The following is a 13,332-nucleotide window of genomic DNA, read 5'->3' as shown; positions in this document are numbered from 1 at the left end:
TGACGCCATCCGCGACCTGCTCTGCCAGCGACCTCAAGGCATCGAGAAACGACATCAGAAGGCCATTAATCGCGACCAGCGCAAACACCCTCGCCGATCCGCCCGAACTTTGCATGTCAAAATCATGCAAGGCCCCAAGCGCGCGGCAAATACAGGTAACATGCGCGGCTTTGCTCCCAGACGGCCAGACCATGCCCGCGACTTCACGCTTTCCTTTTTTTGCCTATCTATTCGCTTGCCTGCTGGGGCTGTTTGCCCTCGGCGGCTTCTGGTACGGCCTCGGCAAACCGGTGATTCTGCCGGACGCGGCCAGCGCCACGCACAAGTTGCAATGCGCCTCGTACACGCCATTCGACAAAGACCAGTCGCCGTTCGATCAGCCGTTCAAATTGCGCCCCGAGCGCATGGACGCCGACCTCGCGCTGCTGGCCACACGCTTCGAATGCATCCGCACGTATTCCATGACCGGCCTCGAAGCCCTGCCCGACCTGGCGCGCAAGCACGGTTTGAAGCTGATGATCGGCGCCTGGGTCAACAACAACCCGGTCGACACCGCCAAGGAAGTCGACCTGCTGATTGCCTCGGCCAACGCCAACCCGGACGTCGTGACCTCGGTGATCGTCGGCAACGAAGCCTTGCTGCGCAAAGAAGTCACCGGCGCGCAATTGGCCAAACTGATCAACAAGGTCAAGAGCGCGATCAAGCAACCCGTCACCTATGCCGACGTCTGGGAATTCTGGTTGAAGCACCCGGAAGTCGCGCCAGCGGTGGATTTCCTGACCATCCATTTGCTGCCGTACTGGGAAGATGATCCGTCGAACATCGACGCCGCCCTGCAACACGTCGCTGAAGTGCGCCAGGTGTTCGGCAACAAGTTCGCGCCCAAAGACGTGATGATTGGCGAAACCGGCTGGCCGAGCGAAGGCCGCCAGCGTGAAACCGCGCTGCCGAGCCGGGTCAACGAGGCCAAGTTCATCCGTGGTTTTGTCGCCATGGCCGAAGAGCAGAATTGGCATTACAACCTGATCGAAGCGTTTGACCAGCCATGGAAACGCGCCAGTGAAGGTGCCGTCGGCGGTTATTGGGGTTTGTACGATGCTGATCGCCAGGACAAAGGCGTGCTGGCCGGCCCGGTGTCGAACGTGCCGTACTGGTCGCAATGGCTGGCGGTGGGCGGTTTGATCTTCCTCGGCACCTTGCTGCTGGGCGGTAAGGTTCGCAGCACTCGCGCGGCGTTGGTGTTGCCGCTGCTGGGCGCACTGGCGGCTTGCTCGATTGGCGCCTGGGGCGATCTGGCGCGAGTCACCACACGCTTTGCCAGCGAATGGTTGTGGGTGGGCTTGTTGACCGCGCTGAATCTGCTGGTGCTGGCGCATGCCGCACTGACCTTGAGCGCCCGCACCGGTTGGCGCGCCAAGGCCTTTGCTGTGCTGGAACGCCGGGCGGGCTGGCTGGTCGCCGCGGCCGGGTTTGCGGCGGCGGTGATGATGTTGGAATTGGTTTTCGATCCGCGTTATCGCAGCTTTCCGAGCGTCGCGTTCATCCTGCCGGCGCTGGTGTACCTGTGCCGTCCAGTGAGTGTGCCGCGTCGGGAAATTGCCTTGCTGACCTTCATCATCGGCGCCGGCATTGCGCCGCAGCTGTTTCGTGAAGGTTTGCAGAACCAGCAGGCCTGGGGTTGGGCGCTGGTGAGCGTGTTGATGGTTGCAGCGTTGTGGCGGTGTTTGCGGGTTCGCAAGGGCTGATCTTCGGAGCCTTTACGGGCCTCATCGCGGGCAAGCCTTGCTCCTACGGATTTGTGTCGTTCACATCATTTGTGTACGACGCAACCCTGTAGGAGCAAGGCTTGCCCGCTATGCGATCTGTCAAACGCTGCGGCTTTCCCGGACCAAGCGCAACGCCGCAATCACTACCGCAAACACCGCTAACGTCGTGTTGTACAACGCCAACGCCGGGAACCCCAGCACCAGCGCCAACACTGCCAGCCACCAAACGGCGCGGCCCGGTACGACAAAACCGATCAGCGCTGCGGCCAACGCGCCCCAGCCCAACACCTTGAAGTGAATCATCAGGCCCAGGTTCGAACGCACCTGGCATTCCCAGCGGCTCGCCTCGTCCACGCAGAGGCCGACCCATTGCGCGTCCTCCATGAAGCCATAACGCGCGCCATAACTGGCGGCCAGCCACAAGGGCAGCAAAACAAGCAGCAGAATCACGGGCAGACGGCGAGACATGGAGCACTCCAATAAGCGAAAACGGCGGCCAGCTTAATCTCCCGCCAGCCTTGTGCAAGCCTTAACAACAGTTAACTGGGCAAGCAATCGCTGCAAAGTGTATCGTCCCGCTACTATTACTCCGAATTCAGCCCTGATTGGTGCCGCTCCATGGCACTTTGGCGCAAACCCCGTGGTCATAGCCTGCGAACTTCATTCGGCACCTTTCCTCTAAGGGATTTAGTCATGCTCCGTTCCTTGCGCTTCGCCGCCCTGTTTGGCGGCCTTATTTTGAGTGCGTCCGCACTGGCGGTCGACATCGACGCCGCCAGCTATGGCTTCCCCTTGACGAATCCGTTCGAGGCGACGATTGCCACCACACCACCGGACTTGCGCCCGGAGTTGCCGGCCAACGAAGACATTAATCAGGAAGACCGCAGTGTGCGGTTGCGCCCTGAACGTGAGTTCAGCCTGCCGGATAACTTCTGGCCGGTAAAAAAGCTCACTTATCGCATCGCCACCCAGGATCACGCGGCGCCGCTGATTTTTCTGATCGCCGGTACCGGCGCGCGTTATGACAGCAGCCTCAACGAATACCTGAAGAAGCTTTATTACAAAGCCGGTTATCACGTGGTGCAGCTGTCGTCGCCGACCAGTTTCGACTTCATCAGCGCTGCGTCACGCTTCGCCACGCCGGGCATCACCAAGGAAGACGCCGAGGACATGTACCGGGTGATGCAGGCCGTTCGGGCGCAAAACCCGAAAACGCCGGTCACCGAGTACTACCTCACCGGTTACAGCCTGGGTGCGCTGGATGCCGCGTTCGTCGCGCATCTGGATGAAACCCGTCGCAGCTTCAACTTCAAGAAAGTCTTGCTGTTGAATCCGCCGGTGAACCTCTACACCTCGATCACCAACCTGGACAAACTGGTCCAGACCGAGGTTAAAGGCATCAACAACAGCACCACGTTCTACGAATTGGTGCTGAACAAGCTGACCCGCTACTTCCAGCAAAAAGGCTACATCGACCTCAACGATGCGCTGCTGTATGACTTCCAGCAGTCCAAGCAGCACTTGAGCAACGAACAGATGGCCATGCTGATCGGCACCTCGTTCCGTTTCTCGGCCGCGGACATTGCCTTTACCTCCGACCTGATCAACCGTCGCGGTCTGATCACGCCGCCGAAATACCCGATCACCGAAGGCACCAGCCTCACGCCGTTCCTCAAGCGTGCGCTGCAATGCGATTTCGACTGCTACATCACCGAACAAGTGATCCCGATGTGGCGCGCCCGCACCGACGGCGGCAGCCTGCTGCAACTGATCGATCAGGTGAGCTTGTATGCGCTGACGGATTACCTGCGCGACAGCCCGAAAATCTCGGTCATGCACAACGCTGACGACGTGATTCTCGGCCCAGGCGACCTCGGTTTCCTGCGCAAGACATTCGGTGACCGCTTGACCGTTTACCCATTGGGCGGCCATTGCGGCAACCTTAACTATCGCGTCAACAGCGACGCCATGCTGGAGTTCTTCCGTGGCTAAATATCTCCTGCTTATCGCAGCGTTACTCTGTGCAGGCGTCGCCAATGCCGACAACAGCAAAGCCAACGCACCCGTGGTGATCGACGGTGACGGCTTCAAGGAACCGCTGAGCAAACTCAAGTTCAACCCGGGCCTGGACCAGCGCGAGTTCGAACGTTCGACGCTCAACGCGCTGAACGTCTACGACCCGCTGGAAGAGTGGAACCGTCGGGTTTACCACTTCAACTACCGTTTCGATGAATGGGTGTTCCTGCCCGTGGTCGATGGCTATCGCTACATCACCCCGAGCTTCCTGCGCACCGGCGTGAGCAATTTCTTCAACAACCTCGGCGACGTGCCGAACCTGCTTAACAGCATGTTGCAGTTGAAGGGCCATCGCTCGCTGGAAACCACCGCGCGGCTGCTGCTCAACACCACGATCGGCGTCGCCGGCCTGTGGGACCCGGCGACCGCCATGGGCCTGCCGCGCCAGAGCGAAGACTTCGGCCAGACGCTGGGCTTCTACGGCGTGCCGGGTGGCGCCTACTTCGTGCTGCCGATCCTCGGCCCATCGAACCTGCGTGACACCGCAGGCCTGGTGGTCGACTACAGCGGCGAGGCGGCGGTCAACTTCTTGAACGTCTCCGAAGTCAGCTCCAATCACCCGGAAATCTGGGCCCTGCGCGCGGTCGACAAGCGCCACCAGAACAGCTTCCGCTACGGCCAGCTCAACTCGCCGTTCGAGTACGAGAAGGTGCGTTACGTCTACACCGAGTCGCGCAAGTTGCAGATCGCCGAGTAACCCTGGCGTTACATAATCTGCGGGCAACAAAAAAGGCCATTCGATGCGAGTCGAATGGCCTTTTTTTGCGCGGTGGATCCAACACCCGAAATCCCCTGTGGGAGCGAGCTCGCTCGCGATGAGGCCATAACATTCAACATATACGCTGACTGTTACACCGCCATCGCGAGCAAGCTCGCTCCCACAATGATCAGCGTCGGCTTCAGCCTTTGACTGATTTCCAGAGCTTGCCCACCAGCATCACAACCGCCAATACCGCCGCGCCGGCAACGATGCCCGCTACCGCGTTGAGCAACGTCGGCACGATAAACGCTGCCCCGCCGGCGCTGGCGCTGACGCCTTCGATCCAGTGATGCACCACCGGCACGCCGTGGGTGAGAATCCCGCCGCCGACCAGAAACATCGCGGCAGTGCCGATCACCGACAGGCTTTTCATCATGTACGGCGCCGCACGCAGAATCGCGCCGCCGATGCTTTTGGCCACTTGACCCGGCTTCTGCGTCAACCACAGGCCCAAGTCATCGAGTTTGACGATGCCCGCCACCAAGCCGTAAACGCCGATGGTCATGACAATGGCGATACCCGACAGCACGATCACTTGCTGGGTCAGCGACGCATCTGCCACGGTGCCGAGGGTGATGGCGATGATTTCCGCGGAGAGAATGAAGTCGGTGCGGATCGCGCCTTTGATCTTGCCCTTTTCGAACGCCACCAGATCGGTCGCCGGGTCAGCCACGGCTTCGACCAGTTGCGCGTGCTCAGCCTTAGCTTCTTCTTTGTGCAGGAACTTGTGCGCGAGTTTCTCGAAACCTTCGAAGCACAGGTAAGCGCCGCCGACCATCAACAGCGGCGTCACCAGCCACGGAATGAACGCGCTGATGGCCAGCGCCGACGGCACCAGAATCAGTTTGTTGAGGAACGAGCCCTTGGCTACCGCCCACACCACCGGGATTTCCCGTTCGGCGCGCACGCCACTGACTTGCTGGGCGTTGAGCGCCAGGTCGTCGCCGAGCACGCCAGCGGTCTTCTTTGCGGCCATTTTGGTCATCAACGCTACATCGTCGAGTACCGCGGCGATGTCATCGATCAGCAACAGCAAACTGCTTCCTGCCATGAATCAGGTTTCCTTCAAATGTGGAATGCCGCGCAGCATAGCGCGAGCCGACGCACCGTGGGGCATTCTTGAGCGCTGCGCGAGCCCGGTGCTACCATGCGCAACCGCCAGAACAGGCAAGGAACTCCCTGGTTCAAGGAACTAACTGGTTTATGAGCACTATCCGCGAGCGCAACAAAGAACTGATCCTGCGTGCCGCCAGTGAAGAGTTTGCCGACAAGGGCTTCGCTGCGACCAAAACCAGTGATATCGCGGCCAAAGCGGGATTGCCCAAGCCCAACGTCTATTACTACTTCAAGTCCAAGGAAAACCTCTACCGCGAGGTTTTGCAGAGCATCATCGAGCCGATCCTGCAGGCCTCGACGCCGTTCAACGCCGACGGCGTGCCGGGCGAAGTGCTGAGCGGGTACATCCGTTCGAAAATCCGCATCTCGCGCGACCTGCCGTTCGCCTCCAAAGTGTTCGCCAGCGAAATCATGCACGGCGCCCCGCACTTGAGCGCCGATCTGGTCGAACGCCTCAACGGCCAGGCCAAGCACAACATCGACTGCATCCAGACCTGGATCGACCGCGGCCAAATCGCCCCGATCGACCCCAACCACCTGATGTTCAGCATCTGGGCGGCGACCCAGACGTATGCTGATTTCGATTGGCAGATTTCGGCAGTCACCGGTAAAGCCAAACTGGATGAAGCAGATTACGAAGCGGCGGCGCAGACGATAATTCGGTTGGTGTTGAAGGGGTGTGAGCCGGATCGGTAGATCCGGTCGTCAATCAGGAAAAGATCGCAGCCTTCGCAAGCCTGCGATCTTTTGCTTTTAAGCTTCGCTGCCCATCAACCAACGCAGCGCTTGCGGGAACGAAGTTCGCCAGTCATCCGGGAACGTGTGCCCTTCTTCGTGGGTGCGGGATTTGACCTCGTTGCCGTCACTGAACAGCTTGCGGAAATCGGTGGCCATCTGCTGATTGCGCGGCCCTTCCATCTTGCCGTTGATTACGAACACCCGTTTGCCATGGGCCTTGCTCACGGTCGGGGTTGGCTGCATGCCACCGGGCGACAGCAGCAGTGCGCCGGCGTAGTCATCCGGATGCTGCGCCAACAGCGCGCCGGCATGTTGCGAGCCTTGGGAGAAGCCCATCAGGTAAACATGCTTGCGGTCGATGCATTGCTGCGCCTCCAGTTCTTTCAAGCCGTTCTGCACCGCTTTATGGGTGCCTTCAAAGCCCGGACCGATCCAGCGGAAGCTGTCTACCGCATTGATCATCTCGGTGCCGTTGATGCCGAGAACGATCACGCCGGTGTCCGCGAGCGACTGATAATCATCGACCTCACCGTTGACCCCGTAACCATGCATCCAGACCAGCACCGGTCGGCACGCGGCGGGCACGGGAACACTGGCAGGAGGATTGAGCACCGAAATCGCGCCGACCTTGCCGGGGGCGATTTTCTGATAGCGCTGCTGGGCATTGGCCAACACGGTTTTGTAAGTGGCGGTCTGGCGCAGCTCGGAAAAGTCTTCGTCGCTAGCTAGCATCGGGCCGAACCACATGCCGCGATCATCGGCTTCCCTCAGGAAGCGCTGCGCCAGTTTGTCATCGCCGCGCCGGGCAAACAGCGCCGCCACCTGATAAGGCGCGAGCATTTGCTTGGGATCTTCACGGCTGGCCGCCAGATAAACCGCGATGGCTTGCAAGGTGTCGGTTTCTTCGAGCGTTTCGGCCCTCGCCATCAGCTCATCGACGTCGTCGGCGTTGAGCAGTGCGGTGACCACCGGGCTGAGTGCCTGGAACGCGATGTCATCGGCGTCCAGCGGTTCGGCGGCGTGCAGAAAGGGTGTGCAGAGGGTCATGGCAGTGGCCAGGGTGATGCCAAGTAGCGTCTTCACGCAGATCTTCCTTGATACAAAAACGAGAGGGGCGGCAGTCTATCGACCCCGCCCCGCTTCGTCACCACTGCGCTGTTGGCGCTGTCGAATTACTTCAGATCAAGCGGTCACCCCCGCATCCGCCCGCAACCCCAACGCTTCTATCGCGCTGATCGCACACTGTTCATCGACATCCGACAGATCGCCGCTGATCCCGACCGCACCCAGCACGTTGCCATCCTGATCCCGAATCAACACACCGCCCGGTGCCGGCACCACGCTGCCCTGCCCCAGGCTGTTGAGTGCGGCGATGAATGCCGGGCGTTGTTGGGCGTCCAGCGCCAGCAGGCGTGAACCTTTGCCCAGGGCGATCGCGCCCCAGGCTTTGCCGATGGCGATTTGCGGGCGCAGCAGGCTGGCGCCGTCTTCGCGTTGCAAGGTGACCAGGTGACCGCCGGCGTCCAGCACGGCGATGGTCAGTGGGGCTGCGGAGATTGCACGTCCTGCGGCGATGGCCTGATCGACCAGGCTGACTGCCACTTTCAAGGTTAAAGCGCTCATGGTGCCGTCCTCATTTTGTTATAGGGAAAGCTGTTGGGCTGTGTGCTTTCGCCGCAGACCGATGCAACAAATAGAACACAATAGATTATTTATTTGTATACAATAATTCTCGAAAAGCGCCACATGCGACGAAAAGCCACAGCAGAACAGGCTTCCGACGAATGAAACAGACGCTTGAGAAAATGGATTGACCTGCGCCGTCCGCCGTGAATACACTCTGCGCAAAGCCACTTGTATACAATTACAAAACGTAAGAGGCACCAAAACCATGAGCAAAATGAGAGCAATCGAAGCCGCCGTTCTGGTGATGCGCCGTGAAGGGGTTGATACCGCTTTCGGCATCCCGGGCGCCGCGATCAACCCGCTGTACTCCGCCCTGCAGAAGGTCGGTGGCATCGATCACGTGCTCGCTCGCCACGTTGAAGGCGCTTCGCACATGGCCGAGGGTTACACGCGCACCAAGGCCGGCAACATCGGCGTGTGCATCGGCACCTCTGGCCCGGCAGGTACCGACATGGTCACCGGCCTTTACAGCGCCTCGGCCGACTCGATCCCGATTCTTTGCATCACCGGCCAGGCACCGCGGGCGCGCATGCATAAAGAAGACTTCCAGGCCGTCGACATCACCGCGATCGTCAAGCCAGTGACCAAGTGGGCAACCACCGTCATGGAGCCGGGCCAAGTACCTTACGCGTTCCAGAAAGCCTTCTACGAAATGCGCTCCGGGCGCCCTGGCCCTGTGCTGATCGACCTGCCGTTCGACGTGCAGATGGCCGAAATCGAATTCGACATCGACGCCTACCAGCCGCTGCCACTGGCCAAGCCCACCGCCAACCGCGTGCAAATCGAGAAGGCCCTGGCCATGCTCGATCAGGCTGAGCGGCCGTTGCTGGTCGCCGGTGGCGGCATCATCAACGCCGACGCCAGCGAGTTGCTGGTCGAATTCGCCGAGCTGACCGGCATCCCGGTTATCCCGACACTGATGGGCTGGGGCACGATCCCCGACGATCACCCGTTGATGGTCGGCATGGTTGGCCTGCAAACCTCGCACCGCTACGGCAACGCGACATTGCTCAAATCTGACGTGGTGCTGGGCGTCGGTAACCGTTGGGCCAACCGTCACACCGGTTCGATCGACGTCTACACCGAAGGTCGCAAATTCATTCACGTCGACATCGAGCCGACGCAGATTGGCCGCGTGTTCAACCCGGACCTGGGCATCGTTTCCGACGCCGCCGCCGCGCTGACCGTGTTCATCGAAGTCGCTCGCGAGTGGCAAGCCGCCGGCAAGCTGAAAAACCGCAGCGCCTGGCTGCAGGATTGCCAGCAGCGCAAGGCCAGCCTGCAACGTAAGACCCACTTCGACAACGTGCCGGTCAAGCCGCAGCGCGTGTATGAAGAGATGAACCAAGTATTCGGCAAAGACACTTGCTACGTCAGCACCATTGGTCTGTCGCAGATTGCCGGCGCGCAGTTCCTGCACGTCTACAAGCCGCGTCACTGGATCAACTGCGGTCAGGCCGGCCCGTTGGGCTGGACCATTCCGGCCGCGCTGGGCGTGGTCAAGGCTGATCCGACGCGCAAGGTTGTGGCACTGTCGGGCGACTATGATTTCCAGTTCATGATCGAAGAATTGGCGGTGGGCGCGCAGTTCAAACTGCCGTACATCCACGTTGTGGTGAACAACTCGTACCTGGGGCTGATCCGTCAGGCCCAGCGCGGTTTCGACATGGACTACTGCGTGCAGTTGTCCTTCGATAACCTCAACGCGCCGGAGCTCAACGGTTACGGTGTCGACCACGTCGCGGTTGCCGAAGGCCTCGGCTGCAAGGCACTGCGCGTGTTCGAACCGGCGCAGATCCAGCCTGCCCTGCGCAAGGCTCAGGAACTGATCGAAGAGTTCAAGGTGCCGGTGATCGTCGAGATTATTCTGGAGCGCGTGACCAACATTTCGATGGGCACCGAGATCAACGCCGTCAACGAATTCGAAGACCTGGCGCTGGTCGGCAACGATGCGCCAACGGCAATTTCGATGCTTGATTGAGAATGACCTGAACCTGTAGCAGCTGCCGAGGCACGAGGCTGCGTTGCGTGTCCGCAGGACCGCCATCGAAGGGCCGCCATCGCGGGGGCCGCTTGCAGCCCAACGCAGCCTCGTGCCTCGGCAGCTGCTACAGGTCCTATATTTTACGGGAGACCACCATGCCGCGTTTCGCAGCCAACCTGTCCATGCTGTTCACCGAACAGGATTTTCTTGCCCGTTTCGAAGCGGCCGCCAAAGCCGGTTTCAGTGGTGTCGAGTACCTGTTCCCTTACGACTTCAGCTCCGCCGAAATCAAAGCCAAGCTCGACGCCAACGGTCTGACCCAAGTGCTGTTCAACCTGCCGGCCGGTGATTGGGCCAAAGGTGAGCGCGGCATCGCGTGCCTGCCGGATCGTGTTGAAGAGTTTCGTGCCGGCGTCGATCTGGCGATTGCTTACGCGCAAGTGCTGGGCAATACGCAGATCAACTGCCTGGCCGGTATCCGTCCACAAGGCGTCGACGATGCCACGGTGGAAAAGACGTTCGTCAGCAACCTCAAGTACGCGGCCGACAAGCTGCAAGCAGCGGGGATCAAACTGGTGATGGAAGCGATCAACACCCGCGACATCCCGGGTTTCTACCTGAACAACACCGCGCAAGCCCTGTCGATTCGCGAGCAGGTCGGCAGTGCCAATCTGTTCCTGCAATACGACATCTATCACATGCAAATCATGGAAGGCGACCTGGCGCGCACGCTGCAATCGCACCTGGCTGAGATCAACCATGTGCAACTGGCGGACAACCCTGGGCGTAACGAACCGGGCACCGGTGAGATCAACTACCGCTTCCTGTTCGAACACCTCGATCGCATCGGTTATCAGGGCTGGGTTGGCTGTGAGTACAAGCCGCTGACCACCACTGAAGCGGGCCTCGGCTGGCTCAAAACCCATAACGCGATTTGAGCAGTTCCCCTTGTCGGAGCGAGCTTATGTGGCGAGGGGGCTTGCCCCCGTTCGGCTGCGAAGCAGTCGTAAAACCTGCATACGCGTTCTGTCTGATTCACCGTGAATACAGTTTTGGGGCCGCTTCGCGACCCAACGGGGGCAAGCCCCCTCGCCACAAAAAGCTCACCGGTCAAGCATCGGGAGCAACACAAAAACAAGAGGATTTTCTCATGGCTAAAATCGGATTTATCGGCACCGGCATCATGGGCCACCCAATGGCGTTGAACCTGCAGAAAGCCGGTCACAGCCTGTTCCTGTCGGCGCACCACGACGCCGCGCCGGCTGATCTGGTGGCGGGCGGCGCAATCGCTCTGGCCAACCCGAAGGAAGTCGCGCAAGAAGCTGAATTCATCATCATCATGGTTCCTGATACCCCGCAGGTCGACGACGTGCTGTTCCGCGCCGACGGGATTGCCGCCGGTGTCGGCAAAGGCAAAATCGTCATCGACATGAGCTCGATCTCGCCGACCGCGACCAAAACCTTCGCCGCCAAGGTCAACGAAAAAGGCGCGCAATACCTCGACGCGCCAGTCTCCGGCGGTGAAGTCGGCGCCAAGGCTGCGAGCCTGAGCATCATGATCGGCGGCGATGCCGACGCCTTCGAACGCGCCCTGCCGCTGTTCCAGGCGATGGGCAAGAACATCACCCTGGTCGGTGGCAATGGCGACGGTCAAACCGCGAAAGTGGCGAACCAGATCATCGTTGCGCTGAACATTCAGGCCGTTGCTGAAGCGCTGTTGTTCGCTTCGAAAAACGGCGCCGATCCAGCCAAGGTTCGTGAAGCACTGATGGGCGGTTTCGCTTCGTCGAAGATCCTCGAAGTACACGGCGAGCGCATGATCAAAGGCACCTTTGATCCGGGCTTCCGCATCAGCCTGCACCAGAAGGACCTGAACCTGGCCCTGCAAGGCGCCAAGGAACTCAACATCAACCTGCCAAACACCGCCAACGCCCAGCAAGTGTTCAGCACCTGCGCGGCCATCGGTGGCAGCAACTGGGACCACTCGGCGCTGATCAAAGGCCTGGAACATATGGCCAATTTCTCGATCCGCGATAACAAGTAAGCCATCCCCTACCCCCTGTAGGAGCGAGGCTTGCCCGCGAAGGTAGCGCCTCGGTCTGACTGACTCTCAACGGCGTTAGTACTGACGCCTTCGCGGGCAAGCCTCGCTCCTACAGGGGTTCGAGTCGTCTTCTAATAACAAGAATTCCGGGAGCCTGCCATGTCGGTCGATCCGCAACAACTGCTGCGCGAGCTGTTTGCCACAGCCATTGACGCGGCGCATCCGCAGCAAGTCCTTGAAGCCCATCTGCCCAGCGATCGCAGCGGTCGTGTGATTGTCATCGGCGCCGGCAAAGCCGCAGCCGCCATGGCGCAAGTGGTCGAGCGCTGCTGGCAGGGCGAAGTCTCAGGGCTGGTGGTGACCCGCTACGGCCACGGCGCGCCGTGCGAAAAAATCGAAGTGGTCGAAGCCGCTCACCCGGTGCCGGACGCGGCGGGTCTGGCCGTAGCCAAACGCGTGCTGGAGCTGGTCAGCAACCTCACCGAAGACGACCGCGTGATCTTCCTGCTCTCCGGCGGCGGCTCGGCGCTGCTAGCCCTCCCGGCCGAAGGCATCACCCTCGCCGACAAGCAATCGATCAACAAGGCGCTGCTCAAATCCGGCGCGACCATCGGCGAGATGAACTGCGTGCGCAAGCACCTCTCGGCGATCAAGGGCGGCCGTCTCGGCAAAGCCTGCTGGCCGGCGACGGTTTATACCTACGCGATTTCCGATGTGCCGGGCGACCTCGCCACAGTCATCGCTTCCGGCCCGACCGTGGCCGACCCAAGCACTTCGGCCGAAGCGCTGGCGATCCTTAAGCGCTACGCGATTGAAGTGCCGGTGTCGGTGCGCAACTGGCTGCAAAGTCCCGAGTCGGAAACTGTCAAACCCGGCGACCCGAGCCTGGCGCGCAGTCATTTCCAGCTGATCGCGCGTCCGCAGCAATCGCTTGAAGCGGCTGCGGTGAAGTGCCGCCAGGCCGGTTTCAGCCCGCTGATCCTCGGCGACCTGGAAGGCGAATCGCGCGAAGTGGCGAAAGTCCATGCCGGCATCGCGCGGCAGATCATTCTGCACGGCCAGCCATTGGCCGCACCGTGCGTGATCCTTTCCGGCGGCGAAACCACGGTCACCGTGCGCGGCAACGGTCGTGGCGGACGCAACGCCGAATTCCTCCTGAGCC

General features: G+C 60.6%; 12 protein-coding genes. 8 read left to right on the top strand and 4 right to left on the bottom strand.

Annotated elements, in window-relative coordinates; genetic code table 11:
* The first annotated feature begins 149 nt into the window (after positions 1-149).
* Positions 150-1,745 carry a beta (1-6) glucans synthase gene (locus tag BI292_RS12310; RefSeq protein WP_101208056.1) on the top strand — a complete coding sequence of 532 codons (1,596 nt, stop codon included), beginning with the start codon at positions 150-152 and terminating at the stop codon, positions 1,743-1,745.
* Positions 1,746-1,865: 120 nt separating this feature from the next.
* Here the strand turns inward: BI292_RS12310 and BI292_RS12305 are convergent, their stop codons facing one another.
* On the bottom strand, positions 1,866-2,234 hold the full coding sequence (locus BI292_RS12305; protein ID WP_101208032.1) for a hypothetical protein: 369 nt from the start codon (positions 2,232-2,234) through the stop codon (positions 1,866-1,868).
* Between the two features lie 225 nt (positions 2,235-2,459).
* On the opposite strand from BI292_RS12305, the gene BI292_RS12300 reads away from it, so the two are divergent.
* A complete protein-coding gene (locus BI292_RS12300; protein WP_092271347.1) occupies positions 2,460-3,758 on the top strand; it encodes a serine/threonine protein kinase in 1,299 nt (432 codons plus the stop codon).
* Positions 3,751-4,539, top strand: coding sequence for a VacJ family lipoprotein (locus tag BI292_RS12295; protein WP_092271349.1), 789 nt, complete (start codon positions 3,751-3,753; stop codon positions 4,537-4,539). Before BI292_RS12300 ends, BI292_RS12295 begins: the two co-directional genes overlap by 8 nt.
* A 202-nt stretch (positions 4,540-4,741) precedes the next feature.
* Here the strand turns inward: BI292_RS12295 and BI292_RS12290 are convergent, their stop codons facing one another.
* Positions 4,742-5,653, bottom strand: coding sequence for a DUF808 domain-containing protein (locus BI292_RS12290; RefSeq protein ID WP_101208031.1), 912 nt, complete (start codon positions 5,651-5,653; stop codon positions 4,742-4,744).
* Positions 5,654-5,805: 152 nt separating this feature from the next.
* Between BI292_RS12290 and BI292_RS12285 the strand changes: the two genes are divergently transcribed.
* On the top strand, positions 5,806-6,414 hold the full coding sequence (locus tag BI292_RS12285) for a TetR/AcrR family transcriptional regulator (protein ID WP_101208030.1): 609 nt from the start codon (positions 5,806-5,808) through the stop codon (positions 6,412-6,414).
* A 57-nt stretch (positions 6,415-6,471) separates the two neighbouring features.
* On the opposite strand, the gene BI292_RS12280 is transcribed toward BI292_RS12285, so the two are convergent.
* Together BI292_RS12280 and BI292_RS12275 are read right to left on the bottom strand one after the other, a co-directional pair.
* Positions 6,472-7,539 (bottom strand): hypothetical protein, encoded by a 1,068-nt coding sequence (locus BI292_RS12280; RefSeq protein WP_101208029.1) that lies wholly within the window; start codon positions 7,537-7,539, stop codon positions 6,472-6,474.
* 99 nt (positions 7,540-7,638) lie between these two features.
* Positions 7,639-8,079, bottom strand: coding sequence for a heme-binding protein (locus tag BI292_RS12275; protein ID WP_101208028.1), 441 nt, complete (start codon positions 8,077-8,079; stop codon positions 7,639-7,641).
* Positions 8,080-8,347: 268 nt separating this feature from the next.
* On the opposite strand from BI292_RS12275, the gene gcl reads away from it, so the two are divergent.
* The 4 genes from gcl to BI292_RS12255 all read left to right on the top strand — a co-directional run.
* On the top strand, positions 8,348-10,123 hold the full coding sequence (gene gcl, locus BI292_RS12270; protein ID WP_092271359.1) for a glyoxylate carboligase: 1,776 nt from the start codon (positions 8,348-8,350) through the stop codon (positions 10,121-10,123).
* A gap of 158 nt (positions 10,124-10,281) precedes the next feature.
* Positions 10,282-11,064, top strand: a complete 783-nt coding sequence (hyi, locus tag BI292_RS12265; protein ID WP_101208027.1) for a hydroxypyruvate isomerase — start codon at positions 10,282-10,284, stop codon at positions 11,062-11,064.
* Positions 11,065-11,276: 212 nt separating this feature from the next.
* Entirely contained in the window at positions 11,277-12,170 is an 894-nt protein-coding gene (locus tag BI292_RS12260) for a 2-hydroxy-3-oxopropionate reductase (protein WP_092271364.1), read from the top strand.
* A gap of 159 nt (positions 12,171-12,329) precedes the next feature.
* The coding region (locus BI292_RS12255; protein ID WP_101208026.1) for a glycerate kinase at positions 12,330-13,332 on the top strand (1,003 nt) is incomplete at its 3' end.

Source organism: Pseudomonas sp. 43NM1 (assembly GCF_002836905.1).
GTDB classification, from domain to species: Bacteria; Pseudomonadota; Gammaproteobacteria; order Pseudomonadales; family Pseudomonadaceae; genus Aquipseudomonas; species Aquipseudomonas prosekii.
This window is presented reverse-complemented; position numbering and strand designations above follow the sequence as displayed.

Bases quoted from the DNA above. Each gene is read 5' to 3' on its own strand.
- BI292_RS12305 (WP_101208032.1), bottom strand. From the start codon at position 2,234: ATGTCTCGCCGTCTGCCCGTGATTCTGCTGCTTGTTTTGCTGCCCTTG.
- BI292_RS12300 (WP_092271347.1), top strand. From the start codon at position 2,460: ATGCTCCGTTCCTTGCGCTTCGCCGCCCTGTTTGGCGGCCTTATTTTG.
- BI292_RS12290 (WP_101208031.1), bottom strand. From the start codon at position 5,653: ATGGCAGGAAGCAGTTTGCTGTTGCTGATCGATGACATCGCCGCGGTA.
- BI292_RS12285 (WP_101208030.1), top strand. From the start codon at position 5,806: ATGAGCACTATCCGCGAGCGCAACAAAGAACTGATCCTGCGTGCCGCC.
- BI292_RS12275 (WP_101208028.1), bottom strand. From the start codon at position 8,079: ATGAGCGCTTTAACCTTGAAAGTGGCAGTCAGCCTGGTCGATCAGGCC.
- gcl (WP_092271359.1), top strand. From the start codon at position 8,348: ATGAGCAAAATGAGAGCAATCGAAGCCGCCGTTCTGGTGATGCGCCGT.
- hyi (WP_101208027.1), top strand. From the start codon at position 10,282: ATGCCGCGTTTCGCAGCCAACCTGTCCATGCTGTTCACCGAACAGGAT.
- BI292_RS12260 (WP_092271364.1), top strand. From the start codon at position 11,277: ATGGCTAAAATCGGATTTATCGGCACCGGCATCATGGGCCACCCAATG.